The following is a 26,044-nucleotide window of genomic DNA, read 5'->3' as shown; positions in this document are numbered from 1 at the left end:
TTGACGAATAGAACATAACTTTGAATTGTCATAGGAGGGAATTATAGATGTCTAACAAGGTAGTAGTACTTGGGGAAGTAAGGGAAGGAGCATTGCGTAATGTTTCTTTTGAAATCATCGCAGCTGCAAAACAAATTTCTGGCGGCGGTGAAGTAGTTGGTGTGTTGCTAGGTGATGCAGTTCAATCATTAGGGGCGGAAATGATCCAGTACGGTGCGGATCGTGTCGTTACTGTGGAGCATCCACATTTGAAACAATATACATCTGACGCTTTTAGTCAAGCGTTTATGGCGGTTTACGAGCAAGAGAAGCCGGATGCTGTTGTATTTGGTCATACAGCACTTGGGAAAGATTTATCACCAAAAATTGCGAGTAAATTGGCGTCTGGTTTAATTTCAGATGTAACCGCTATCGAAGGTGAAGGCGAAGCGGCTGTATTCATTCGCCCGATTTATTCTGGAAAAGCGTTTGAAAAAGTGAAAAACAAAGAAGGATTATTGTTCATCACAGTGCGTCCAAACAACATTGCCCCACTAGAGCAAGATGCGAGCCGTACAGGCGATGTGTCAGTTGTTACAACAGAAATTACGAGCCTACGTTCAGTCATTGCTGAAGTTGTTCGTAAATCAACTGAAGGCGTTGACCTTTCTGAAGCAAAAGTAGTTGTTGCAGGTGGTCGTGGCGTGAAAAGTGCAGAAGGGTTCGAGCCGCTACAAGAACTTGCAACGCTATTAGGCGGAGCAATTGGGGCATCTCGTGGTGCTTGTGACGCAGATTATTGTGATTACTCCCTACAAATTGGTCAGACAGGTAAAGTAGTAACACCAGACTTGTACATTGCTGCTGGTATTTCAGGTGCGATTCAGCACGTGGCAGGAATGTCGAACGCCAAAGTCATCGTTGCGATTAATAAAGACCCGGAAGCAAATATTTTCAAAATAGCAGATTACGGAATTGTTGGAGATTTGTTCGAAGTCATTCCAACGATGATTGAGGAAATTAAGAAATTGAAAGCGAACTAAAATGATATGTAAAAGGGCTTCGGAGTAGTTTCATTCCGAAGCCCTTTAAGCTAATTATTTTTAAAAATAGAGTAATGAATACAATAAAAAGGGAAGAGGGATTGAAGATGGATGTCACATTTCCAATTGGAAAGCTACAAGTTCCTGAAAAAGTAACGCTAAGTAATATTCAAGAATGGCTTAAAGAAATCGAAACTTACACCATCCGATTACAAAAAACGGTCGGTTCATTAAACGATGAGCAATTAAGCAAAACATACCGTGATGGCAGCTGGACAGTTCGTCAGCTTGTTCATCATGTTGCAGATTCACAGTTAAATATGTATCAGCGTTTGAAGCTAGCTTTAACAGATGACAATCCAACTATACCGGCATTCGACCAGGATAAGTGGGCTGTTCAACCTGATACAAATTTTCCTATAGAAAGTTCTATTAAAATGTTAGAAGGTATAAATGAACGCGTCGTATCTTTAGGAAATAGTTTAACTGACGAGCAATTAAACCGGATTTTCACACATCAAGAAAACGGAGAAATTACAGTGGCAACAAAAGTGGCAAAGTTAGCATGGCATGAAGAGCATCATTTAGCACATATAAAAATTGCATTATCAAAGTAATTAAATGATTGAAAATTGGCTGGTTCCTTGGTGTCTGTATCAAACGTAACGGGAGACATTTCTGATTCAAAGCATATATTTAGCTCACGCAATGACTGCATGATATACTACGAGCATAGTTATTAAAGGAGGAAATTTTATCATGGCAATTATTAATGCGACTGATCAAAGCTTTGCAGAAAATATTAAAGAAGGACTTGTCCTTGTTGACTTTTGGGCACCTTGGTGCGGACCGTGTAAAATGATCGCTCCTGTTCTTGAGGAATTAGATGGCGAATTCGAAGGCAAAGCACAAATTGTTAAAGTTGATGTAGATGACAACCAAGGAACAGCAAGTAACTATGGCGTTATGTCTATCCCAACGCTTATCCTGTTCAAAGATGGCGAGATTGTAGATAAAGTGGTTGGTTTCAAACCGAAAGAAGCACTTGCTGAATTAATCGAAAAACACGCATAATATAATTTCATTAATAACCGGGTCCCTTCATTGGCGCCCGGTTTTTTTAGGTAGGTGACGGATATGAATGAATTGATTGAACAAAAATTGGCGATTTTACCAGAGTTGCCGGGCTGTTATTTTATGAAGGATCGACAAGGAACTGTTATTTATGTAGGAAAAGCAAAAGTATTGAAAAATCGGGTGCGTAGCTATTTTACGGGCAGTCATGACGGAAAAACACAGCGACTTGTCGGTGAAATTGAGGATTTTGAGTATATGGTCACCTCATCTAACATTGAGGCACTCGTGTTGGAATTAAACCTTATCAAACAGTACGATCCGAAATATAATATTATGTTGAAGGACGATAAGACGTATCCTTATTTGAAAATTACAGCTGAACGCCATCCGAAATTGATCATCACGCGCCAAGTGAAAAAGGACAAAGGAAAATATTTTGGTCCATATCCGAATGCTTACGCAGCAGGAGAGACGAAAAAGCTGCTTGATCGTTTGTATCCATATCGGAAATGTCAGACGATGCCTGATCGTGTGTGCTTGTATTATCATATCGGCCAATGCCTGGCGCCGTGTGTCAATGAGGTGGATCAAGAAGTTTATAAAGAAATGGTCGATGACATTAGTCGATTCCTTAATGGAGGCTATAAAAGTGTTAAAAAGGAATTGACTGAAAAAATGTCTGCCGCAGCGGAAAACTTGGAGTTTGAACGCGCGAAAGAGTACCGCGATCAAATTACAAATATTGAAGCTGTTATGGAAAAACAGGTAATGACGATGAATGATTTTACAGATCGTGATATTTTTGGCTATTCCGTTGATAAAGGCTGGATGTGCGTCCAAGTTTTTTTTGTGCGACAAGGGAAATTGATCGAACGGGACGTATCGTTGTTTCCGCTTTATCAGGAGCCAGAAGATGAACTATTGACATTTATCGGTCAGTTTTATGGTAAGTCTGAGCATTTGTTGCCGAAGGAAATCCTGTTGCCACAAGGCATTGATAGTGAGCTCGTTCGCGAGCTATTGAACGTCCATGTGCTTATTCCGCAACGAGGTAAAAAGAAATCACTAGTGGATCTTGCTATTAAAAATGCAGAGATGTCACTAGGAGATAAGTTTCAGCTGATGGAACGGCAAGAGCAGCGAACAATCGGAGCTTGTGAGGAGCTTGGTGAGGCGATGAATATTACAATACCGCTCCGCATTGAAGCTTTCGATAACTCTCATACGTATGGTGCTGATCCTGTTTCTGCTATGGTGTCGTTTGTTGATGGTAAACCAAATCGTAAGAATTACCGCAAATATGTGACGAAAACTGCCGCTGCGCATGATGATTATGGGGCGATGCGCGAAGTTGTCAGGAGGCGTTATAGTCGTGTGTTGACAGATGACTTGCCTTTACCTGATTTAGTCGTCATTGACGGCGGTAAAGGGCATATGGAGGCAGCAAGAGAGGTTATTGAGGATGAGCTAGGCTTATCTATTCCTATTGCAGGGCTGGCGAAAGATGATAAACACCAGACGGCGCAATTATTGTACGGCAATCCCATCGAGATGATTCCGTTGAAACGGACAAGTGAGGCCTTTTATTTATTGCAGCGGATACAAGATGAAGTACACCGTTTTGCCATTACATTCCACAGGCAACGGCGTGAAACGAATTCATTAACATCTACGCTCGATGGATTGCCGGGTGTTGGACCAAAACGTAAACAACAGTTATTAAAGCATTTTGAGTCGGTGAAAAAGATTCGGGAAGCCTCTGTCGAAGATTTGCAACAAGCGGGCTTACCGGCGGCGGTTGCCGAAGCGGTCGAAACGTATTTTCGTCAAGAGGCATTGCGAGAGAAAGAATAATATGATAAAGTAAGTGCACTGAATTTTTTCACTTATAATTAAATATGAAGTGAGGATAGAGGCGCGGATGCTAATAGTACATTTCCAGAAGGCGACAGCTTGATGAAGGGAATCGAAAGGGGTATTCGCCGAAGCGGAAAAATCGACTGTCACGATTGTTTTGCTGGATTTCCATTGAAGAAGTGGGAGTCTGTCAGGTATTAACTACCTGGAGAGCTATCCGTTCGGAGCATCTTTTTACTGATGTCTCCCATCGGAATAGGCTCTCAATTTATTGAGGGCCGTTTTTGCGTACAGGATAAAGACGGAGGAATGGATAATGGAACGAATTGTAATGAAATTCGGGGGGACTTCGGTCGCTAATCCGGAAAGAATTGCACGCGCTGCACGACTTGTAGCAGGGGAAGTTAATCGAGGGAAGCAAGTGGCGGTCATTGTCTCGGCGATGGGGAAAACGACGGATGAGTTATTGGTACTTGCACAAGAAGTGAATCCAGCTGCAGGGCGACGTGAGCTCGATATGCTACTGGCAACAGGCGAACAAGTGACAGCGTCCCTCCTGGCGATGGCAATCACCGCACAAGGCGTGGAGTCACATTCTTATACAGGTTGGCAGGCGGGTGTCCTAACGGAGTCCGTTCACGGCAACGCGCGAATTGAACAAGTGCAAGCAGACAGAGTGAATGCTGCTCTTACATCGGGTACTGTCGCAGTTATTACAGGCTTCCAAGGAGCTGATGCACAAGGAGAACTGACAACACTTGGTCGTGGAGGCTCCGACACAAGCGCGGTCGCTATCGCCATTGCGCTAGGGGCAACTGTTTGTGACATTTACACCGATGTCGAAGGGGTATTTACGACGGATCCAAGGCTCATTAAAAAAGCCCAAAAGCTTGAGGAAATATCTTATGATGAGATGCTCGAAATTGCTAATTTAGGTGCGGGTGTTCTTCATCCAAGGGCAGTTGAATTTGCTAAAAATCATCAAATGCCAATGCGCGTTAGGCCAGCTCATATAGATGGACAAGGAACGATTATCAAGGAGGAAATTGATTTGGAAAATAATTTAGTTGTGCGGGGCATTGCTTTTGAGCAAGATATTGTTCGGATTACAGTGATGTACGATGTTCCATATAACGGCTCACTTGCCAATATATTCACAGCACTTGCAAAACACCATGTCAATGTTGATATCATCATCCAGACGATTAGGGAGGATGTGCAACCATCCGTGTCATTCTCTATTAAAAAAGAGGATTTTGCCGAAGTGATCAATGTTCTAGAATCCAATAAAAAAGCACTGGGTTATAGTCGTGCAGATTTTGAAGTAGGACTAGCAAAAGTATCAATTGTTGGCAGTGGCATGGTTTCTAATCCAGGTGTTGCGGCAAATATGTTTGATATTTTACGCCAAGCGGAAATTCCGGTGAAAATGGTTAGTACATCGGAAATCAAAGTGTCTGTCGTTATTCCAGAGTCTGATATGGAGAAGGCTGTAGCGACACTTCATGAAAAATTTGGATTGGATGCAGTCATAGTGAATTCATAAAGAAAAAAGAGGTGTAGCCATCATAGCCACATCTCTTTTTTACGAGTCAATTTTAGTTTTGGTATCCCATTTTACTTGGAATGACACGCGTCCTTTTTTAGATTGAGCTTCTCCATAGCATTCAGTCAGAAGTCCGTTCAACTTCTGATACTGTTCTGCAAGAAAGCCAGCTTCTAGCTGAAAAGATCTGTCTTGAATATTTATTTCATCGCCGTTTGTCATTGTATAAAAGGCTTCATCTTTTTGTGTTTTTTCAAGGGAAAGAATTCCCCAACCTGCCTCTTGAAAGAAAACAGGGAGCTCTTCAACGCTAAAAACAGGAAATTTTCTAGCGATTTCTTTTCCTGCCCAGTAGAGAATTTCACCTTGATGAGCCCCTAGAATGCTGGGTAAGACATGGTCGCGTAAAAGGTCATAGCCGAAACGAGTCGGTGAAAGGTTTGTAGTATTTTCCAATTGAGTATGCAATCCTTTCGGATGAAAATAAGTGAAATACTTTTTAATAGAAGGAATACGTTTACAACAAATAAATCACATCATCTTGACCTCTTTAAAACAGAGGAGTACAATGGACATGTTCTAATATTGTACCACGAAGAGGGAAGCCGTCAATGATTGCTTCGTGTCGAAACGATGACAACACTGATTTGCTAACCTCAGTAATAAGGGAGGGTAAAAGACTTGTCGAGAGAATCAGATTTTTACTTACGTCGTCTTCATTCATTGCTCGGAATTATTCCGGTTGGACTTTTTGTTGCCCAACACTTGGTCATTAACCATTTTGCAACACGCGGCGAAGAAGCATTCAACACTGCATCTAACTTTATGGGGAACTTACCATTCGTTCTGTTTTTAGAATGGTTTATCATCTACATCCCGCTTATGTTCCATGCGTTTTACGGCCTGTACATAGCTTTCACAGCAAAAAATAACGTACAACGCTTCGGAACTTTCCGTAACTGGATGTTCATGCTACAACGAATGACAGGGGTATTCCTTGTAATCTTTATTGCATGGCATATCTATGAAACAAGAATTCAAAAAGCATTGGGTGCTGAAGTAGACTTCAATATGATGGCTAACATCTTAGACAACCCATTCATGCTGGCATTCTACATCGCGGGTGTTATCGCGGCGACGTTCCACTTGGCGAACGGTTTGTGGTCATTCCTAGTGACATGGGGGCTGGCACAATCACCACGTTCACAAACAATTGTTACGTACGTTACAATTGCGGTATTCCTAGTATTAGCTACAATCGGTGTGCAAGCACTACTTGCATTCGTTTAATTAGATTCGATTTGCAACATGATTGAAAAAGAGATCACTGATAATTTGAGGAGTGAAACAATAATGGCAAAAAGCAGATTGATTGTCGTTGGCGGCGGTCTTGCAGGCCTAATGGCAGTCATTAAAGCAGCGGAAGAAGGTACACCGGTTGACCTGTTTTCACTTGTCCCGGTTAAGCGTTCCCACTCTGTATGTGCACAAGGCGGCATCAACGGTGCAGTAAACACTAAAGGGGAAGGCGACTCGCCTGATATCCATTTAGATGATACTGTATATGGTGGTGACTTCCTCGCGAACCAACCACCCGTTAAAGCGATGACAGATGCAGCACCAGGTATCATTCACTTACTAGACCGGATGGGTGTTATGTTCAACCGTACACCTGAAGGTTTGTTAGACTTCAGACGTTTCGGCGGTACACTTCATCACCGTACAGCGTTTGCAGGCGCAACAACAGGACAACAGCTGTTGTACGCACTAGATGAGCAAGTACGTAGCCATGAAGTGGCTGGTCTTGTAACGAAATACGAACACTGGGAATTCCTTGGTGTTGTTTTAGATGAAGACGGCGTTTGTCGTGGTATTAAAGCACAAAACCTTAAAACAATGGAAATCAAAGCATTTAAAGGTGATGCAGTGATTATGGCAACAGGTGGACCTGGGATTATTTTCGGGAAAACAACAAACTCTGTTATCAATACAGGTTCTGCTGCTTCTATCGTTTATCAACAAGGAGCTTACTATTCGAATGGTGAGTTCATCCAAATTCACCCAACGGCAATTCCGGGGGACGACAAACTGCGTCTTATGAGTGAATCTGCACGTGGTGAAGGTGGACGTGTTTGGACATATAAAGACGGTAAGCCTTGGTACTTCCTAGAGGAAAAATATCCAGCTTACGGAAATCTTGTACCACGTGACGTTGCGACACGTGAAATTTTTGATGTCTGTGTCAATCAAAAACTAGGTATCAACGGTGAAAATATGGTGTACTTGGATCTGTCACATAAGGATCCAAAAGAGCTTGATATCAAGCTTGGCGGAATCATCGAAATCTATGAGAAATTCACAGGTGACGATCCACGTAAACTACCGATGAAAATCTTCCCGGCTGTTCACTATTCAATGGGTGGACTATGGGTCGATTATGATCAGATGACAAATATTCCAGGTCTTTTTGCGGCTGGAGAATGTGATTATTCACAGCACGGTGCAAACCGTCTTGGTGCGAACTCACTTCTTTCCGCAATTTACGGTGGAATGGTCGCAGGACCAAACGCAGTTCATTACATGGCTGGTTTGAAGCGTACTGCTGAAGAACTACCATCGACTATTTTCGATGCAGCAGTTGCGGAAGAGCAACAGAAGTGGGATGACACACTCAAAATGGATGGTACTGAGAACGCTTACGTCATTCATAAAGAGCTTGGCGAATGGATGACAGATAACGTAACAGTTGTTCGTTATAATGACAAGCTACAAGCAACAGACGATAAAATCGTAGAGCTTCTTGAGCGCTATGAGAACATCAGTATGACAGATACGCAACAATGGTCTAACCAAGGCGCAACATTTACGCGTCAGTTGAAAAATATGTTGTATTTAGCACGTGTTATCACACTAGGAGCACTGAACCGTGATGAGAGCCGTGGCGCTCACTACAAACCAGATTTCCCGAACCGTGATGACGAGAAATTCATGAAAACAACGATGGCGAAATTCGATGGACAATCTGCACCAATCTTCCACTATGAAGAGATTGATGTGTCCCTAGTAGCGCCACGTAAACGCGACTACTCCGCGACGAAAGGAGAATGACGTAAATGAGCGAGCAACTAACTGCGACGAAAACAGTAGTATTTAAAGTTCGTCGTCAGGATACAGCTGAATCTACGCCGTATTGGGAAGAGTTCGAGTTGGAATACAGACCGAATATGAACGTTATTTCTGCTTTAATGGAAATACGTCGTAACCCAGTCAATAAGGAAGGTAAGAAAACGACTCCAATCAACTGGGATATGAACTGTCTGGAGGAAGTTTGTGGTGCCTGTTCAATGGTTATCAATGGCCGTCCACGTCAATCGTGTACAGCACTTGTTGACAAATTGACGCAGCCGATTACTCTTGAACCGATGAAAACATTCCCGGTCGTCCGTGACTTGATTGTTGACAGAGAATTCATGTTTGATTCACTGAAAAAAATCAAGGCATGGGTTCCGATCGATGGGACGTATGATCTTGGAGAAGGTCCACGTATGCCTGAGCGTAAGCGCCAATGGGCATACGAACTTTCGAAATGTATGACTTGTGGTGTCTGCCTTGAAGCATGTCCGAACGTTAACGACAACACGAACTTCATGGGTCCTGCATTGCTATCACAAGTTCGTTTGTTCAACACGCATCCAACTGGTGCGATGAACAAAGACGAACGTCTAGCGGCATTGATGACGGATGGTGGTATCGGTGAATGTGGTAACTCACAAAACTGTGTAGTGGCTTGTCCGAAAGGCATACCGTTGACGACGTCTATTGCAGCGATGAACCGTGCAACAACTGTACAAATGTTCAAAAACTTCTTCGGAAGCGACCATATGGTAGACTGATTTTGGTCTCAAGCCCCGCTTTGGCATTATGCCTTGCGGGGTTTTTGCTGTCTAAAGGATTGCTTTATTTCCGTATAGAAGTTTGATAGAATAAAAGAATGAATGTTCATTCATTTTTTTATTCATTCTTATGGGAGGAAGGGGTTTTATCAATGAAAGCAACTTACATAGAGGATGTTGCCGTGTGGGCATCGGAATTTACGTTTTCAGTTCCGGTGTCTGTCCGTTTTTCAGAAACAGATATGTATGGTCATTTAAATAATACAGTGGCATTTACTTATTTTGAGTATGCGCGAATTGAGTTTTTGAAACATGCAGGATTGATGAATGATTGGCTCAATCCTGAAGGCAGTACGATTCCGGTTGTTGCAGATTTACAATGTGATTATTTGAAACAGGTCTTTTTTGACGAAGCGTTAGCTGTTCATGTAAAAGTAGCTACGTTGGGCAATAGTTCGATGGATATTCATTATATGGTGAAGAATGCTAAAGGTGACATTGTCATCACAGGTCGTGGTTCGATTGTTCAGATTGGTCGAGAAACAGGGAAAGGTGTTCATTGGACTGTTCAAGAGAAGTCGTTGTTCGTCAATTAAAAGATCAAGTAGCCGGCACAGCCAACCTTATCTTCACATATTTTAGAGTGAAAGTGGATAGGAGGGGCGCGTCTTGACAGAGGAATCAAAAAACCGTTCATTGCTAACGGCAAGGGAACGAGAAATCTTTCATCTGCTCGTTGACGATCATACGACAAAAGATATCGCGGGACGGCTCGGAATCAGCGAAAAAACTGTTCGGAATCATATTTCGAACACGATTCAAAAGCTTGGCGTTTCCGGCAGGGCACAAGCCATCGTCGAATTATTGCGACTGGGCGAGTTACAACTGTAATCCAATCTCACGTAGCAGCTGTGTGACCTGTTTATAGCAGGCTTTTCACAGCTGTTTTTTGCGTCTGGATTTCTTTGGGCTTGCTAGTAAGATCCGTCTGAGGATTTACCTTGAATCGGCGGAATTTTGAATACTCACTGAATGAACTGCATAACAAGTATTCATTATCAACACCTATAGAGATAGGAGTCTTCTACTGATTCGAGATAAAAGGTATTGCCTTAAACATAAAAAAGGGCGACAATAGACAAAGTAATCTTTTTCAAGGAGCTGGTTTAGTTGACGGAACAAAGCGATTTACCTAAACACTATTCAAGTGAAGTGGCAAGGATGGAGAAGGATTTAAGATATATTGCAGCAATCATTAAACAGCAAGGACGTAGAATTCTTAGTAATTATACAATTACACCACCCCAGTTCATTGCGCTGCAGTGGTTATTTGAACATGGTGATATGACAATTGGTGATTTGTCGAACAAAATGTTTTTGGCATTCAGTACGACGACTGATTTAGTAGATCGAATGGAAAAAAACAATTTGGTGAAGCGAGTTCGTGATGAACAGGATCGCCGCGTAGTTCGGATTCACTTGTTAAGTGAGGGAGAGCGTGTCATCGAGGAAGTGATTGATAAGCGTCGCGTATACTTGGACATGGTGTTAGCTGATTTTGATGAAGAACAAGTGAAGGGTTTTTCTGAGCTACTAAGTAAATTACATCAAGAGATGAAAAAGGATTGAGGGATTCAAGTGGAAGCACCTATAGGCGTAATTGATTCGGGAGTGGGCGGTCTAACTGTTGTCAAAGAACTGCTGAATCGATTGCCGAACGAACCGATTGTTTACATAGGCGATGATGCACGTTGTCCATATGGGCCGCGGTCAACGCAAGAGGTCCGAAAGTTTACAATGGAAATGGCTACTGCGTTGTCCGAAACGGGCATTAAAATGCTTGTTATTGCGTGTAATACGGCAACTGCTGTAGCACTGGATGAAGTTCGTGAGCATTTTTCGTTTCCAGTTATTGGCGTTATCGTACCAGGTGCGCGAGGTGCAGTAAAGGCGTCAAAAACAGGTGATATTGCGGTGCTCGGAACAGTTGGAACAATCAAAAGTCATGCATACGATGATGCAATCCATGCATTGTTGCCAAGTGCAACGGTTCATCCGCTTGCATGCCCTGACTTTGTTCCGATTGTGGAAAGTGGGCTGTATAAGTCGGAAAATGCGAGTGGTATTGTGAAGAAAGGGCTTGCGGGGCTTGTGGTGAAGGATTTTGATGTTGCTATTCTTGGATGTACGCATTATCCATTATTACAGAACCATATTCAAGCGCATTTGCCGAGCGATGTTCAAATTATTTCATCGGCAGTGGAGACAGTGTCTGATGTTGAGTGTATTTTAGTGTCAAGGAACATCGAACGAGATGACAGTAGAAGAGTAGCTCCTATCTTTTACACAACGGGACAGACTGAGCAATTTTTGTCGATTGTCGAGGATTGGTTAGCGATTGACAAGCCGGATGTTAGACATATTATATTGTGAAATAGCTCGAAATGTCCGTTATCGGGTATTTCGGGTTTTTGCGCATGTGAAATAGGTTATGATAAGATGAATGCGCAAACTGAATGGTGGAGGGTTTAAATGACGAGACATGATGGAAGAGTGGCTGACAAGAACAGGCCAGTAACAATTGAATCGGATTATTTAATGCATCCCGAGGGATCTGTATTAATTTCAGTTGGAAATACAAAAGTAATTTGTACGGCTACGATAGAAGAGAGAGTTCCACACTTTTTACGGGGTAGCGGCAAAGGTTGGGTAACGGCGGAATATTCCATGTTGCCACGTGCTACTGGACAGCGGACGCAGCGCGAGTCTTCAAAAGGTAAAGTTGGTGGACGCACGATGGAAATCCAGCGTCTCATTGGACGTGCACTGCGTGCGGTGATGAATTTAGAAGCGCTTGGTGAGCGGACGGTTTGGATTGACTGTGATGTCATTCAAGCGGATGGTGGAACACGCACAGCTTCGATTACAGGTGCATTTGTAGCAATGACGATGGCAGTTGCTAAATTGCATGAAGCGAAAGGATTGGCTGTTTTCCCAATTGCTGATTTCCTAGCGGCAACGAGTGTTGGAAAGACGACAGAAGGTGAGCTAATCCTCGACCTCGATTATGTGGAAGATTCTTCCGCAGCCGTTGATATGAATGTTGTGATGACAGGTGCAGGTGCGTTTGTGGAGCTGCAAGGAACAGGTGAGGAGTCTACATTTACACGCGATGAAATGAATGGGCTTGTGACACTTGCTGAAAAAGGTATCCAGCAGTTATTTGCGGTGCAATCGGCAGCTCTTGGATCAATTGCTAAACTGATTGGCAAGAAAGAAGAGGGTAAATAATGAAGGAAGTTTTAATTGCAACAAATAATGCTGGAAAAGCAAAGGACTTTGAGGCGCTGTTTGAACCATTTGGTGTACGCGTATTGACGTTGAATGATTTGGACGAGGCGATTGACGTTGAGGAAACGGGTGTCACGTTTGAGGAAAATGCGATTTTGAAAGCTGAAACGGTTGCTCGCATGCTTGGCAAGATTGTCATTGCAGATGATAGTGGGTTAGAAGTCGACGCTTTAGACGGAGCTCCTGGGGTTTATTCTGCGCGTTATGCGGGTACCGAGAAGAGTGATGATGCCAATATCGATAAAGTGCTTAACGAGCTTGTGGAGGTGCCTACAGAAGATCGTACAGCTCGCTTCCGTTGTGTGCTTGCCGTTGCGGGCCCTGGCATTGAAACAGAGACTTTTTCGGGCAGCTGCGAAGGTCTGATTCACACGGAACGCAAGGGTACAAATGGCTTTGGCTATGACCCGATTTTTTATGTGTCGCAGCAGGAGCGTATGATGGCTGAATTGTCGCCTGAGGAGAAGAGTTTGATTTCACATCGCGGAGCGGCACTGGAAAAGTTGAAAGTAAAGCTACCCCAATTCATAGAAGGAAGGTGATCACAAGTGAAACTAGTTGTCATGAGTGATTCGCATGGAGATAAGGAAACGGTGAAAGCCGTTTCTGCATTACCTGCGGATGCTATTTTTCATTGCGGAGATAGTGAATTGTCATTTGATGATCCGGTATTGCATAATATGCATAGAGTTCGTGGTAACTGTGACTATGATCGCCAATTCCCGTCTTCAGTGTTAGTGGAGGTGCAGGGGAAAAAAGTTTTAGCGGTTCACGGTCATGAGCATGATGTGAGGTCATCGCTGATGGGTCTTTATTATAGCGCGAAAGAGCTTGGCGCTGATGTTGTACTGTTTGGCCACTCTCATTTGTGTGGGGCGGAGATGAAGGACGGCATTTTATTTCTAAATCCGGGAAGCACTGTTCAGCCTCGTGGCGGCAAAAAGGCGACGTATGCCGTCGTGGATTGGGACGAAACAGTGCGTGTATTATTTAAAAATATGTTGCATGAAACGGTTGATGAAAAAGAAATAAAAAATATTTAAAAATAGCGTTGACTTTTGTTGTGATAGAATCTATACTAAAGCTTGTCCTTAAGGATAGAACGTCTTTAAGCGCATGTCTCAGTAGCTCAGCTGGATAGAGCAACGGCCTTCAACAATAGGAGCCTTTACAGGGAAACAAAACTTGTAAAGTGGACGACACCGTATCGGTGAAACCTTAACAGATCATGCTGATGGCAATACCGAGGAAACTTACGATCTTTATTATACATAATCAAGATCAAGGAAATTCAAAGGTCCGATAATATCGGAGGTAGAAATTCCGAAGCATAATCAACTGATTATCGTGAGGTTCCGTAGAGACTAAACGTGTCGCACCTGAAATGGTGAAGTTATAGTCCAGACTACAAACAGTAATTGCTGGTGGCGAAAGCCATAGTGGTAAGCTAAGCCGTCGGTCGGGGGTTCGAATCCCTCCTGGGACGTTTGAAGTGTGAAAATGGTCATTTTTAAGAAAAGAAAGAAGTGCTTTGAATCCTTGATACATAAGGATTTGAAGCGCTTTTTATTTTGTGTGTATTCGATTAGGTATTTAAAAGTTGTTACACAAAAAAGAGTTAACTATTAACTATGAAAACTGTGATTTTAATAGTAGGTTGGAAGTGTACTATATGGGCGTAGATATAAATGGAACTTATAAGGGGAGAACCAAAAAAAGGAGGGGATTTTTACCCATTCCTCCCGTGTGTTTGGTTATGTTCAAATTACTTTTTAGACGATCAATCTAATTAGCACGATTGTTTCAAAATTTATCTTTCGCATGCCCAACCATCTTTGTCACGATCCATCTTCGATTGATAGGCAGGATGATCCGAGGCCACTCCGCTAGGGTATTTCGTGCGGAGTTCTGTACAGTTTTTGAACCACTCAGACTCGACCGGTGTAGAAGTGGTTTCTATCTTTTTTTCTTCCTCTTGCTTCTTGATTCTGGCTTGTTCCTCTTCTAACCTTTTTGCTTCCTCGGCAGCAGCCTGCTCCTCTTCCAATCTTTTTGCTTCCTCAGCAGCAGCCTGCTCCTCTTCCAATCTTTTTGCTTCCTCAGCAGCAACCTGCTCCTCTTCCAATCTTTTTGCTTCCTCAGCAGCAACCTGCTCCTCTTCCAATCTTTTCGCTTCTTCGGCAGCCTGTTCCTCTTCCAACCTTTTCGCTTCCTCGGCAGCAGAGTGTTCCTCTTCTAGCCTTGTCGCTTCCTCAACGGCGGCTTGTTCTTCTGCTCCTCGTGCTTCCTCTTCTACTTTTTTGATTTCTTCCTTAGCGACATCATTAGATTTAGAAGCAAATCCAATAGACATTATCAGTAAGCCGATGGCAATAATAATCATTGGAACTTTAGATCTGACGTTCAATTTCCGATTTGTTCGCCATTGATAGATTGCCCAAATAATTAAAGCCAAACCAATGACTCCGACAATATTACTAAAAATCATTTGAATTATTGCTATACCAACAGCTAATGCTATGATTCCACCTAAACATCCCAATAAATACTTCAAGATTAGTCACCTTCTATTCTTTCGACAGATTGAAAACCTTTTGTTTTCAAAAAGTTCATATTATGACGGAAAAGTTTGATTGTTTCTTCTGGATTAATGTGGTCATAGATGATAATGTCCAATTGTTTTTTATCGAAAACAACTGATAATAAGACATTATTTTCCTTGATACCAGTTGATGGATTTATAATTGCATCAATGCAGTGGACATTTACAGTGCTTACTGGTAGCGTAGCAAAGGTTTCCTTGGCAATCGCTATTGCGCCACCTGTAACATATAAATTTAATAATTCATTGAAACGGGTGACACCCATTTTACGAGTAGATACCTTTCCTGTTTTAGTCAAAGTTTTTATTTCGTCTGGGATAACAACATTTGAATTGATGTTGAATTCAATATTAATAACATTGTTGTCCGTTGTAGTATAGGCTGAAACTCGACTACCCAATGCTAAATGATATTGATAAGGCGGGAATTTTACCAAAGCATCCATCAGGGCTTGTCGTTCCTTTTTAAGTACTTTTTTTGCAAGTTGTGTCGAGCTTTGCCAATCATTGAAGAGTTCAGTATCTACTTTAACTGCATCTAACCTTTCCTCGTGGATAATTTCCTTTCTAGCTTCTACACGTGAAAATAGCTTGTCCATCATGGACGGCTTGAATTTTTTTAGTTTTCCTAGTACTTGCTCCTCGTTTGGACCAATTGCGTTTTCGGGAAAAGGAGGGGAGGTGTTCGATAATTGAATCCAGTCAATTCTATTCACTGGCATTTTGTGCATATTTGAAATAGTTTCAACCCGTTTTTCATAGTTAGGAACTTCATTGCTCAAGTTCAAGTTTGTGTTTGTTTGGTTAACAACATGCGAAGAGTTGTTTTTAGAAGTTGTTTTTGCCCCTAGGCGTTTTTCATAATAAACACCAGTCCCTGGTACAGTAGCCCTCATTCGTGAACCAGACGGTCCGGTCCCAATTCTAAACCCCTTAACGCCAGCGCTCAAACCTATACCACGTTTGCTTACATTGAGCCTAACTCCCTTACCAATCTTTATACTCTTTCTGAAACCCAACCCCATTGCAATCATCCCCCATTGCAATCATCCCCCTTTGGAATTACCTGGTTTTAAATAGGATAATTAGAATTATTTAATGATGTGATTAAATATACCTAATTAACTATTAAAAATAAACACGGTTGTATAACCGTGTAAGTGTAGTCTCATGTTTTAAAAATGTTTTTAATATTCCTTCTTATATCTCATAATAATCTACCGTATCTGCTTCAACGCTTCGAGATCCTCTTCTTTAGAGTTCGACAGGTCCTTATACCAGCGCCCCGATTCTGGATTGTTGGCAAAGGCTTCAAAATCTTTATCTGCCGATAAATTATTCCTCTGGCGAGCAACAATCACGGTATTCGTTTGTTCGACTATTCTTTACTAACTCGTAATTGTTTCAACCTTTTCGGGAACATTTAAAATATCCGCTTCTACTAATATATTTGTATTCATTATACAGCAACATGTGGTCGTGTGTATTGAAATTTATTGAAAGTAACTATAAGTTGCTTTTAATGCTTGATATAACTATTAGTTGCGTGTGTAATTAGATGCAACTATTGTTTGAAAATATATCACAATCGAAGATTTGAAAGCGCTTCTTATAGGTAAGAGGAGCAAGTTGAGATACCTGCATCAAGACGTTGCAGGTCTATCCGGTGCAAATATTTTAAGACAATTCAACGGAATGATTGAAAGTGGTGAAAGGAGACCAGCAGTTGACGTTGTAAAAAGATAGACATTGTATATTAAAAGGTACTGCCCTTGAGTAAATAATTGCCGCATTGTTTTGAGCCTTAAAGTGAATACTATCTTTTACTATGCTAAGTAGCTTCGAACTTTGACTGTAGAGATATCTATGTGATGTCAGGTAATGAAATGTATCACCCTGACATAGTTTTACCTCTGAATGATAAGATGTACCACTTTTTAGCTTCTTATGGAAGTTCAATGGCACAGTTGTTATGCGAAAGTCAAACTTCCGCCAATGGGCCCTTTTCAGTTGAATAATTATAAGAGAATCCGAGGAGGCATCACATGAGTCCAAGTGAAATTATTTCTTTTTTATTAATAGGAGCCGCGGTGATTGTTGCGATCGTAGTCTTTTGGTTTATTTTTAGAAAAAGAATTAAGTTTGCAATTGCATTAACCGCTGTGCTTGTCATTGGGTATATAGGATACTTTATATACTATCCTACTTTAAAGGTGAACACGCATGCTAAGCGATATGAACAAGTTATGGAATATCTCACAGAAAAGTATCCGGATAAGGAGTACAGTGTTTCACCTGAGCATTATGAAAAAGGATATAGTGTGGGGGAGTTTAATGTTAATGATGTTGAGACACCGACGATGGGTGTGACGTTACGTGTCGATAGAAAAGGACAAGTGACACAAATATTAACTTGGTCAAATCTTGGCTATCCAGCACAGCAAGAACTTTGGCGGAAAATCGAGTTTTTTTATGGAGAAACCTATACGTTGGATAAAGATATCGCAGATGTAACAAAGGAAGATGAATGGATTAATGGTGAGCTAACAGCCTTTGCACTAACTATTGATGAGATGCCGGCAATTGCTTTTTATAATTACTCGAAAGCAAGCTTTAGCTTATTGGGTTTAGAACTGGGGGAGCGTGAAGGATTCGTTGTTCTTGAAGAGGATGGCTATTTATTCATTTATGTAGATAAACGCTATGAAAGAGAAACCATCACGGGAATTCTCGAAAATGGTAAAGAATTCATGTTGAACATCGACCAGAAAAAAGGACGATTAATTGTTGAGAAACAGCAGTAATCACTAGTAAATGATTCGTTAGATCTTTATTTAAGTGTGATGAAATAAAAAATTACTCGAAACATTTATTTTGAAAATGTAAAATTATAAAAGTTGATGAACAGAATAGTGTTAACACTTCAGTAAAATAAGGTATATTATATTGGTTGAATAAATTCTCTTTAAAGACAAGAAAAGTAGGTGAACAAAGTGGGGAAATATCAATTGGATAGCAAAGGACATATGGCTGTAGCAAAGTATCATGAAAAAAACAAGCCGGCCAAATTTGATAAAAAGCAGCAACTTGAAAAAATACGTGCGGAGTATTTGAAAAAAAAACAAAATCAAACAGATAAATAATATGAATGAAAACATAGGAAGACTAAAATCTCCCTATGTTTTTCTTATTTGAAGTTCTTTTTTCATTTCAATCATAATTTAAGGCATATTATGGTGATCGAAACGTCCCACTTCTCGTTGGGCACCGGCTTTCGCTATGTTCTGATTCAATGATTCTTCCTGTTCGCTAAAATTATATTTCCGCCCAGTTAAAAAATCCACAAGATTGATGACTACGAGAAAAGCTACAATGGAACCCCAGAAAATCCAATGCATAACAATCACTCCTTTTTAAGTATATACGTAATGCTTAGTTAAAAGTTTCAATTATTCCGCTATCGCGACAATTCGCTCCGCCATCTTGAGTAGATAATCAGTTACTTTGCATTGTACATAACATTCAAATGGTCTTGCTAGATAGCCAGTCTAACAAGGTGTATAGTGAAAGTGACGTTTTATAATAATCGACATCAAACTAGGGAATGCTATGAGCATTTTTCTGGTTTGTCATTAGGAGGGAAATCTAGTGGGTAAATCGTTATTAATTTCAAATATTACGATTGCAGATGCAAAAAATTCACATTTTACAGGTGATGTCTTTGTAGAAGATGGTAAAATTAAAGAGGTCGCGGCTTCCATTGCCAAAGTGGCAGATGTTCATATTGATGCGGCGGGTAAAAATTGGACTGTGGTTCCTGGGTTTATAGATGTACATATTCATGGGGCGTCTAGCTTCGATACAATGGATGCAACGACCGAAGCATTGAACGGGTTTGCAAGTGCGCTACCGCGTGAAGGGACTACGAGTTTTTTAGCGACGACGATGACGCAGTCAGATGAAGCTATTTCCGCTGCGTTACATAATGCGAGTCTTTTTACTGCGGATGAAACGCAAGCTGAAATGCTAGGGGTTCATCTGGAGGGACCTTTTGTATCGACAAAAAGAGCAGGTGCACAGCCGGTTGAACATATGATTGCACCTTCGTCGGAACTCTTTAACAAATGGCAAGCACTCAGTGGCAATCGTATTAAACTTGTGACGGTTGCGCCAGAACTGGAAAATGGGCTTGCGTTTATTGAAGAAGTGACAAAGAGTGGTGTTGTTGCGTCTCTAGGTCATACGGATGCGACTTCTGACATTGTTCATAGTGCAGTTGAGGCTGGGGCAAACCATATTACACATCTGTACAATCAGATGAGTCCATTCCATCATCGGGAGCCTGGTGTTGTCGGAGGAGCTTTTTTAGAGGATACGGCAATGGTTGAATTGATCGTCGATGGGATTCATAGTCACCCAAAAGCAGTAAATTTGGCGTATCGTCAAAAAGGGGCTAGTCGTATTATACTCATTACAGATGCGATGCGCGCGAAAGGTTTGCCGCCTGGAACGTATGATTTAGGTGGGCAAGACGTAGAAGTGACGCATAACGACGCACGTTTGCCAGATGGCACGCTTGCGGGTAGTATTTTAACGATGGAGAATGCAGCGAAAAACATGAAGGCCATGACGAATTGTACATTGGCCGAACTCGTTGCTATGACATCTACCAATGCTGCAAACCAACTCGGTCTTGTCAATAAAGGGAAGATTGAGCCGGGCAAAGATGCGGACCTTACAATCGTCGACGAGGACTGGAATGTTCAGTTGACCATTTGTAGAGGGAATCTCACATATTCAAAGGAGGAACTATGATGAAAGTATTAGTATTTGATAATTATGATGAAGCAAGTGCACAGGCAGCTCAATTAGTAGAGGCACAGGTTCTTGAAAACGCTCAATCTGTTCTTGGGCTAGCAACAGGTTCAACACCAGTCGGAATGTATAAAAGCTTAATCGAGGGTGTTAAAACACGTGGCGTATCTTATAAAAATGTGAATACGATTAATCTAGATGAGTATATTGGTTTGCCAACAGACCATTCAGAAAGTTACCATACATTTATGGCTGAAAACCTATTCAACCACATTGATATTGCGATTGACAATACGTATGTGCCGAATGGAATGGCTGTGTCGCCAGAAGAGGAATGTGTGCGTTATGAAGAAATTATTGACAGTGTCGGTCCAATTAATTTGCAAATTCTTGGAATCGGTACAAATGGACATATTGGCTTTAATGAGCCGGGAACAGATCCGGAAAGCTTGACGCATGTCGTTGAACTAGTGGCATCTACTCGTGAAAGTAATGCACGTTTCTTCCCGTCAATTGATGATGTGCCAACACATGCTGTCACTACAGGTATTAAATCTATATTGAAAAGCAAAAAAATCGTTTTGATTGCTTCAGGAACAAGCAAAGCGGAAGCTGTGAAGCAATTGTTGAGCAAAGAAATCTCACAAGATTTCCCAGCTTCTTATTTATGGAATCATGATGATGTAACGCTAATTGTTGATAAAGACGCCTATAGCTTAGTCTGATTTCAATCAGCCTATGTTTTGAGCGGATTGTTATAAGTCCCATAAGTGAAGTTAGGGGGTATGAGTACAGTGAATCCATATTTTGAAGGCATTGACACGTTGATGCAAGAAGTTTCGAGTGAGGAACAGCAAACGATTGAAAAAGTAGCGGTTGAAATTGCGAAACGTCTTGAACGTGGCGGTATTATTCAGTTGTTTGGCTGTGGGCATTCGCATTTGATTGCAGAAGAATCTTATTTTCGCGCGGGTGGTTTAGTGCCTGTACAACCGATTTTTATCGAATCTCTTATGCTACATAAAGGAGCGACAAAAGCTTCTGCGCATGAGAAGGATGCTGCGTTTATACAAACATTTGAAGACCAACTCGATTTTCGTCCAGATGATACAGTAATTGTTATTTCGACTTCGGGTCGTAATCCAGTACCGATTGATGTGGCAAATAAGGCGAGACAGAGTGGAGCGTATACCGTTTCCATTCAATCGCTTTATTATGACGCAGCTATTCAGCCTTCTAGACATCCATCAGGCAAGCGGCTGGAGGATGCTGTGGAAGATCAGTTAAATACGCATGTGCCACTCGGAGATGGACTTTTGACATCCGGTGAGCTGCTCTATGGTCCAGCTTCTAGTATTATGGCAAACTTACTTCTTCACGCAACCTTTAACCGTGTAATGGAGATTATGATTGCCGATGGTCAGGAACCACCTGTCTTTAAAAGTAGCAATATAGATGGAAGCGCAGCTCATAACGAGCGAATGATCGCAAAATATTCTAATCGTATTCACTTTTAACTTAATTCAGCAGGGGGTCCAACCCCCTACTGAATTAAGTTAAGCCTCCGGCGGATGTCACAGATTTTGAAGGGAGTTATAAAGAAGGCAGTCTAAGTTCGCGACGTCCTGTCGCAACAACTGCATGACCAACTTCCTGTGGGCCTCAAGCTCAATTAAAAATCTGGACGCAATCACGCCGAGGCGTGATTGATAATAGGAACAATCAGCGCCCTCGTCACAAGCGAGTGGCGTTTTCTTGTTCGATTGTATCAATTTCAAAATGGAAATTGCTATGCTATAGTGAGTAGTATGATGAAAGAAGGTGAGCGTGGTGCGTAGGAAATACGGAAGAATTCGGAAAACGGAAAATGTAATTGTCTTCCCGGGTACATATGAAAAACTTGTTGAACAAGGGCTGGTCTCTGTGGAACAGTCGAATTTCGATGAAGCAGTCAGTGTATTTGACCAGGCTATTTTGTATGAGCCTGATTACCCTGAATTTCTTGGCCCATACGCTGTTGCCCTTTATGAAATAAAAGAGTTTGAGCGTGCGAAGGAAATTGCAGCAAGGCTGCTGCATAGTGGGGCAACGGATTATATTGATGCGATGGAGCTCTATTTAACGATTAGTATTCAATTGCAGGAATATGAGGAAGTTGAAATGACAATAGATACGTTGATTGGCGAGGGAATTGTTCCAAAGGAAATGCTACAAAAATTTAATTATTTACGTGAATTGAACGGTCGGTTATCCAACCGCTATTTTGAGGAAGACCAGACTCAATCTGTTAAGTCTTTCACATTGGAGGAATTCAATGCGATGGACAAAATGCAACAGCAGTATGCACTTGCTTCTATTGAAGGGCTGGATTTGTCGGAAATGATTCCGCAGTTAGTAGCCATTGCCGAGCAGGAAGATATTGCGCCGCTCGTTATTTCGTTTGCGCTAGCGCTATTGTACGAAGCGGGCTATACGGAGGACATCACTGTGCGGAAATTTGGTCGGGAGCTGACGATTAATCTTCCTGAAATGACATTGCCTGGTCACGATGATTTAACTGGTGATGTGCTTGAGGAGATAGAGAAGCTGTTACTCAAAGATCCGTCGCGTTTAGAAATGGCGCGTGGTTTGATTGAAAAGTTCGCTATTACTGCATTTCCGTTCGGTTGGGGTGAATACTCAGCCTATGAAGTGGCTGTCGCATATGTCAACTACATAGAAAGCTTGTTTTCGGGGGACTCATTGCCGGAGACAGAATTATACAAACTGATCCAACAAGTCGATAGTGATTTGGATGATTTGTAAAGTAATTGCGTCCAGATTTTTTCGAGCTAAATCGAAAATCTGTGACATCCTTTAATTTGATTCAATAGGGTTTGAAAGTCGACTTAGATTGAATGCATATTTACCATTCATCCCGCGACTTAAATAGAAGTGAGAGACTTCTGTTGAATCAAATTAAATCTGTTGAAAGATGCAAAGACTATGATATACTGTAAGGGTTGTCAATGAGTATATAAGTACGAAAACATATTGGCCAAAATGATTCGGAGGTATTTAATTATGTCAGTTAAATGGGAAAAACACGAAGGTAATACAGGTACACTAACAGTTGAGGTTCCAGCTGAAGAAGTAACAGCAGGTATTGACAAAGCTTTTAAAAAAGTTGTAAAACAAGTTCAAGCACCTGGATTCCGTAAAGGTAAAATGCCACGTCCGATGTTTGAAAAAATGTACGGTGTAGAATCACTTTACAATGATGCACTTGACTTCATCCTTCCAGAAGCTTACGCAAAAGCAATCGAAGAAGCGGATGTTGAACCAATTGACCGCCCTGAAATTGATGTCGAGCAAATGGAAAAAGGCAAAGCGCTTATTTTCAAAGCGGTTATTACATTGAAACCAGAAGTGAAACTTGGAGACTACAAAGGTCTTGAAGCGACACGTCAAGAAACGACAGTAACAGATGAAGAAATCGAAGAACAACTTCAAGAAAGCCAAAAAGCATTCGCTGAATTGGTAATTAAAGAAGATGGCGCTGTCGAAAACGGTGATACAGTGAAGCTTGACTTTGAAGGATTTGCGAATGGCGAAGCATTCGAAGGCGGTAAAGCTGAGCAATATGAGCTTGAAATTGGTTCTAACTCATTTATCCCTGGCTTTGAAGAGCAAATGGTTGGTATGAAAATAGGCGAAGACAAAGACATCGAAATTACATTCCCTGAAGAATACCATGCGGCAGAGCTTGCAGGCCAACCAGCAGTATTCAAAGTGAAAGTACATGAAATTAAAGCAAAAGAAATTCCGGCACTTGATGATGAATTGGCAAAAGAAATCGATGAAGAAGTTGATAGCCTTGAAGCATTGCGTACGAAGTTGAAAGAAAGAACAGCGGACGATAAGAAATCTGCTTCTGAAACAGCACTTCGTGACGATCTTGTTGAAGCAGCTGCACGCAATGCAGAAATCGACATTCCAGAAGTGATGATCACATCTGAAACGGATCGTATGATGGACGAATTCGGACAACGCCTTCAACAGCAAGGTATGAACATGGAGCTTTACTTCCAATTCTCAGGTCAAAACGAAGAAGCTCTTCGCGAACAGATGAAAGACGATGCACTAAACCGCGTCCGCGTTTCATTAGTGCTTGAAGCAATTGGGGCAGCGGAAAATATCGAAGTAACAGAAGAAGATATCAACGCTGAGCTTGAAAAAATGTCTGAACAATTTGGCATGGAAATTGAGCAAATCAAGAAGACACTTGGTGGAACTAAAGTTCTTGAAAATGATCTTCGTTTCAATAACACAGTTGAGTTTCTTGTTGAAAACGCAAAAATTACTGAATAATAATGTGGAATAAGGACAAGGTACGGAAGACCGTACCTTGTTTTTCATAGAAAGATAAAAAATATACTTTCTTACATAGTGGTACAAATTCTAATTAGTTGATTATAATCGGGGAATCTTGTAAGATTGTCACTTGAATAGGGGTGAGCATAATGTTCAAATTTAACGATGAAAAAGATAACTTCAACTGTTCTTTTTGCGGGAAATCCCAGGAGCAGGTTCGTAAGCTAGTCGCTGGGCAAGGCGTCTATATTTGTGATGAATGTGTTGAACTTTGTGCGGAAATCGTTGAAGAGGAAGTCGGACTCGAAGAAGGTTTCGAATTGAAAGACGTTCCAAAACCGAAAGAAATACAAAGCATACTCAATGATTATTTGATTGGGCAGGATCGTGCAAAAAAATCTTTGGCAGTTGCTGTCTATAACCATTATAAGCGTGTTAATTCGAACAGTAAGATTGATGATGTGGAGCTGTCGAAATCTAATATCGTTCTAATCGGACCTACTGGAAGCGGTAAAACATTACTTGCTCAAACACTTGCAAGAATCCTTGATGTTCCATTTGCGATTGCAGATGCTACATCATTGACAGAGGCAGGGTATGTCGGAGAAGATGTTGAAAACATTTTGTTAAAACTGATTCAAGCGGCTGATTATGATGTTGATCGTGCAGAAAAAGGGATTATTTATATCGATGAAATCGATAAAGTCGCCCGTAAATCCGAAAATGCATCGATTACACGTGATGTATCAGGTGAAGGTGTCCAACAGGCACTTCTTAAAATTCTTGAAGGAACTGTTGCGAGCGTACCGCCACAGGGTGGGCGTAAGCATCCACATCAAGAATTTATCCAAATCGATACAACGAATATCCTCTTTATCGTAGGGGGAGCTTTCGATGGAATCGAAGATATTATTAAACGTCGCATCGGGCAAAAGGTCATTGGTTTTGGTACAGAGCAGAAGAAGGTATTGAAAGAAGACCAATCCCTGCTTGCGAGATTGATCCCAGAAGATCTTCAACGTTTTGGCTTGATACCGGAGTTCATCGGCCGCTTACCTGTTATCGCTACGTTGGAACAGTTGAGCGAAGACACGCTTCGTCAAATCTTAACGATTCCTAAAAATGCAATTGTTAAGCAATATCAGAAGATGTTTGAACTTGATGATGTAGCTCTTCGTTTTGAAGATGATGCATTACTAGAAATTGCCAAAGAGGCGATTGAACGAAAAACAGGTGCTCGTGGATTGCGTTCTATTATCGAAAATATTATGTTAGATGTAATGTACGAACTGCCTTCTTTAGAAGAAGTAACGGAATGTGTCATTACAAAAGGTTCTGTCACTGGAGAATCAACACCTATCCTGTTAAGGGAAGACGGTTCTTCTGTCGACTTGGATCCTGAGAAAAATTCGGCGTAACGCCTGAAGGTTGAGCTGACTCCGACGACGCGCGTACAAATGCGCTCATCGGTCGTCAGCTTTTTTTTCCACATACTATAATGTCTAGTTATACATAACTCATGGAGGTG

27 protein-coding genes and 1 riboswitch are annotated in these 26,044 nt (G+C 41.5%); of the genes, 23 read left to right on the top strand and 4 right to left on the bottom strand.

Features of this window, described 5'->3' with window-relative positions; translation table 11 throughout:
- The first annotated feature begins 47 nt into the window (after positions 1-47).
- The 5 genes from MKZ10_RS12915 (at position 48) to MKZ10_RS12895 (ending at position 5,502) form a co-directional block, all read left to right on the top strand.
- Positions 48-1,022, top strand: coding sequence for an electron transfer flavoprotein subunit alpha/FixB family protein (locus tag MKZ10_RS12915; protein ID WP_342505354.1), 975 nt, complete (start codon positions 48-50; stop codon positions 1,020-1,022).
- 107 nt (positions 1,023-1,129) lie between these two features.
- The gene (locus MKZ10_RS12910; protein ID WP_342505353.1) at positions 1,130-1,639 is read left to right on the top strand and encodes a YfiT family bacillithiol transferase; all 510 of its coding nucleotides are present in this window, start codon (positions 1,130-1,132) and stop codon (positions 1,637-1,639) included.
- A 142-nt stretch (positions 1,640-1,781) separates the two neighbouring features.
- Positions 1,782-2,096 (top strand): thioredoxin, encoded by a 315-nt coding sequence (gene trxA / locus MKZ10_RS12905; protein WP_342505352.1) that lies wholly within the window; start codon positions 1,782-1,784, stop codon positions 2,094-2,096.
- A gap of 63 nt (positions 2,097-2,159) precedes the next feature.
- Complete coding sequence (gene uvrC / locus MKZ10_RS12900; protein WP_342505351.1) at positions 2,160-3,953, top strand: excinuclease ABC subunit UvrC; 1,794 nt, start codon at positions 2,160-2,162, stop codon at positions 3,951-3,953.
- Positions 3,954-4,001: 48 nt separating this feature from the next.
- Positions 4,002-4,180: riboswitch (Lysine riboswitch) on the top strand.
- A 92-nt stretch (positions 4,181-4,272) separates the two neighbouring features.
- Complete coding sequence (locus MKZ10_RS12895) at positions 4,273-5,502, top strand: aspartate kinase (protein ID WP_342505350.1); 1,230 nt, start codon at positions 4,273-4,275, stop codon at positions 5,500-5,502.
- Positions 5,503-5,541: 39 nt separating this feature from the next.
- Here the strand turns inward: MKZ10_RS12895 and MKZ10_RS12890 are convergent, their stop codons facing one another.
- Positions 5,542-5,958, bottom strand: a complete 417-nt coding sequence (locus MKZ10_RS12890; protein WP_342505349.1) for a YslB family protein — start codon at positions 5,956-5,958, stop codon at positions 5,542-5,544.
- A gap of 225 nt (positions 5,959-6,183) precedes the next feature.
- Here MKZ10_RS12890 and MKZ10_RS12885 point away from each other — a divergent pair, with 225 nt between their 5' ends.
- The 10 genes from MKZ10_RS12885 to MKZ10_RS12840 all read left to right on the top strand — a co-directional run bounded on the left by MKZ10_RS12885 (position 6,184) and on the right by MKZ10_RS12840 (position 13,789).
- Positions 6,184-6,792, top strand: coding sequence for a succinate dehydrogenase cytochrome b558 subunit (locus MKZ10_RS12885; RefSeq protein WP_342505348.1), 609 nt, complete (start codon positions 6,184-6,186; stop codon positions 6,790-6,792).
- A gap of 63 nt (positions 6,793-6,855) precedes the next feature.
- The gene (gene sdhA, locus MKZ10_RS12880) at positions 6,856-8,610 is read left to right on the top strand and encodes a succinate dehydrogenase flavoprotein subunit (RefSeq protein WP_342505347.1); all 1,755 of its coding nucleotides are present in this window, start codon (positions 6,856-6,858) and stop codon (positions 8,608-8,610) included.
- Between the two features lie 5 nt (positions 8,611-8,615).
- A complete protein-coding gene (sdhB, locus tag MKZ10_RS12875; RefSeq protein WP_342505346.1) occupies positions 8,616-9,395 on the top strand; it encodes a succinate dehydrogenase iron-sulfur subunit in 780 nt (259 codons plus the stop codon).
- Between the two features lie 152 nt (positions 9,396-9,547).
- The gene (locus MKZ10_RS12870; protein WP_342505345.1) at positions 9,548-9,991 is read left to right on the top strand and encodes a thioesterase family protein; all 444 of its coding nucleotides are present in this window, start codon (positions 9,548-9,550) and stop codon (positions 9,989-9,991) included.
- Positions 9,992-10,064: 73 nt separating this feature from the next.
- Positions 10,065-10,286 (top strand): LuxR C-terminal-related transcriptional regulator, encoded by a 222-nt coding sequence (locus tag MKZ10_RS12865; RefSeq protein ID WP_203246748.1) that lies wholly within the window; start codon positions 10,065-10,067, stop codon positions 10,284-10,286.
- A gap of 330 nt (positions 10,287-10,616) precedes the next feature.
- The gene (locus MKZ10_RS12860) at positions 10,617-11,024 is read left to right on the top strand and encodes a MarR family transcriptional regulator (RefSeq protein ID WP_342510193.1); all 408 of its coding nucleotides are present in this window, start codon (positions 10,617-10,619) and stop codon (positions 11,022-11,024) included.
- Positions 11,025-11,033: 9 nt separating this feature from the next.
- Positions 11,034-11,828, top strand: coding sequence for a glutamate racemase (gene racE, locus MKZ10_RS12855; RefSeq protein WP_342505344.1), 795 nt, complete (start codon positions 11,034-11,036; stop codon positions 11,826-11,828).
- Between the two features lie 99 nt (positions 11,829-11,927).
- A complete protein-coding gene (gene rph, locus MKZ10_RS12850) occupies positions 11,928-12,686 on the top strand; it encodes a ribonuclease PH (RefSeq protein ID WP_342505343.1) in 759 nt (252 codons plus the stop codon).
- Positions 12,686-13,288: an XTP/dITP diphosphatase gene (locus MKZ10_RS12845; RefSeq protein WP_342505342.1), complete on the top strand. Its 603-nt coding sequence runs from the start codon at positions 12,686-12,688 to the stop codon at positions 13,286-13,288. Before rph ends, MKZ10_RS12845 begins: the two co-directional genes overlap by 1 nt.
- A gap of 6 nt (positions 13,289-13,294) precedes the next feature.
- Positions 13,295-13,789 carry a metallophosphoesterase gene (locus tag MKZ10_RS12840; protein ID WP_342505341.1) on the top strand — a complete coding sequence of 165 codons (495 nt, stop codon included), beginning with the start codon at positions 13,295-13,297 and terminating at the stop codon, positions 13,787-13,789.
- 767 nt (positions 13,790-14,556) lie between these two features.
- Here MKZ10_RS12840 and MKZ10_RS12835 read toward each other — a convergent pair.
- Together MKZ10_RS12835 and MKZ10_RS12830 are read right to left on the bottom strand one after the other, a co-directional pair.
- On the bottom strand, positions 14,557-15,300 hold the full coding sequence (locus MKZ10_RS12835) for an excalibur calcium-binding domain-containing protein (RefSeq protein ID WP_342505340.1): 744 nt from the start codon (positions 15,298-15,300) through the stop codon (positions 14,557-14,559).
- A 2-nt stretch (positions 15,301-15,302) separates the two neighbouring features.
- Positions 15,303-16,394: a DUF4236 domain-containing protein gene (locus tag MKZ10_RS12830; protein WP_342505339.1), complete on the bottom strand. Its 1,092-nt coding sequence runs from the start codon at positions 16,392-16,394 to the stop codon at positions 15,303-15,305.
- A 999-nt stretch (positions 16,395-17,393) separates the two neighbouring features.
- Here MKZ10_RS12830 and MKZ10_RS12825 point away from each other — a divergent pair.
- Together MKZ10_RS12825 and MKZ10_RS12820 are read left to right on the top strand one after the other, a co-directional pair.
- Positions 17,394-18,152 carry a hypothetical protein gene (locus tag MKZ10_RS12825; RefSeq protein ID WP_342505338.1) on the top strand — a complete coding sequence of 253 codons (759 nt, stop codon included), beginning with the start codon at positions 17,394-17,396 and terminating at the stop codon, positions 18,150-18,152.
- Positions 18,153-18,341: 189 nt separating this feature from the next.
- On the top strand, positions 18,342-18,491 hold the full coding sequence (locus MKZ10_RS12820) for a hypothetical protein (protein WP_342505337.1): 150 nt from the start codon (positions 18,342-18,344) through the stop codon (positions 18,489-18,491).
- 78 nt (positions 18,492-18,569) lie between these two features.
- Here the strand turns inward: MKZ10_RS12820 and MKZ10_RS12815 are convergent, their stop codons facing one another.
- A complete protein-coding gene (locus tag MKZ10_RS12815) occupies positions 18,570-18,746 on the bottom strand; it encodes a hypothetical protein (RefSeq protein ID WP_342505336.1) in 177 nt (58 codons plus the stop codon).
- Between the two features lie 250 nt (positions 18,747-18,996).
- On the opposite strand from MKZ10_RS12815, the gene nagA reads away from it, so the two are divergent.
- From nagA to clpX, 6 genes are all read left to right on the top strand, one after another.
- Positions 18,997-20,163, top strand: coding sequence for an N-acetylglucosamine-6-phosphate deacetylase (nagA, locus tag MKZ10_RS12810; protein ID WP_342505335.1), 1,167 nt, complete (start codon positions 18,997-18,999; stop codon positions 20,161-20,163).
- Entirely contained in the window at positions 20,160-20,888 is a 729-nt protein-coding gene (gene nagB, locus MKZ10_RS12805) for a glucosamine-6-phosphate deaminase (protein ID WP_342505334.1), read from the top strand. The genes nagA and nagB overlap by 4 nt, the downstream gene beginning before the upstream one ends.
- A 60-nt stretch (positions 20,889-20,948) precedes the next feature.
- Positions 20,949-21,680, top strand: coding sequence for an SIS domain-containing protein (locus MKZ10_RS12800; RefSeq protein WP_342505333.1), 732 nt, complete (start codon positions 20,949-20,951; stop codon positions 21,678-21,680).
- Between the two features lie 313 nt (positions 21,681-21,993).
- Positions 21,994-22,968 carry a DUF3196 family protein gene (locus MKZ10_RS12795; protein ID WP_342505332.1) on the top strand — a complete coding sequence of 325 codons (975 nt, stop codon included), beginning with the start codon at positions 21,994-21,996 and terminating at the stop codon, positions 22,966-22,968.
- A 258-nt stretch (positions 22,969-23,226) separates the two neighbouring features.
- Complete coding sequence (tig, locus tag MKZ10_RS12790; RefSeq protein WP_342505331.1) at positions 23,227-24,513, top strand: trigger factor; 1,287 nt, start codon at positions 23,227-23,229, stop codon at positions 24,511-24,513.
- Between the two features lie 152 nt (positions 24,514-24,665).
- Complete coding sequence (gene clpX / locus MKZ10_RS12785) at positions 24,666-25,934, top strand: ATP-dependent protease ATP-binding subunit ClpX (RefSeq protein WP_342505330.1); 1,269 nt, start codon at positions 24,666-24,668, stop codon at positions 25,932-25,934.
- The last annotated feature ends 110 nt before the right edge of the window (positions 25,935-26,044 follow it).

Source organism: Sporosarcina sp. FSL K6-2383 (assembly GCF_038618305.1).
In the GTDB taxonomy this organism is placed as follows: Bacteria; Bacillota; Bacilli; order Bacillales_A; family Planococcaceae; genus Sporosarcina.
Note: the sequence above shows the minus strand (reverse complement) of the source record. Positions and strands in the feature narration are given on the sequence as shown.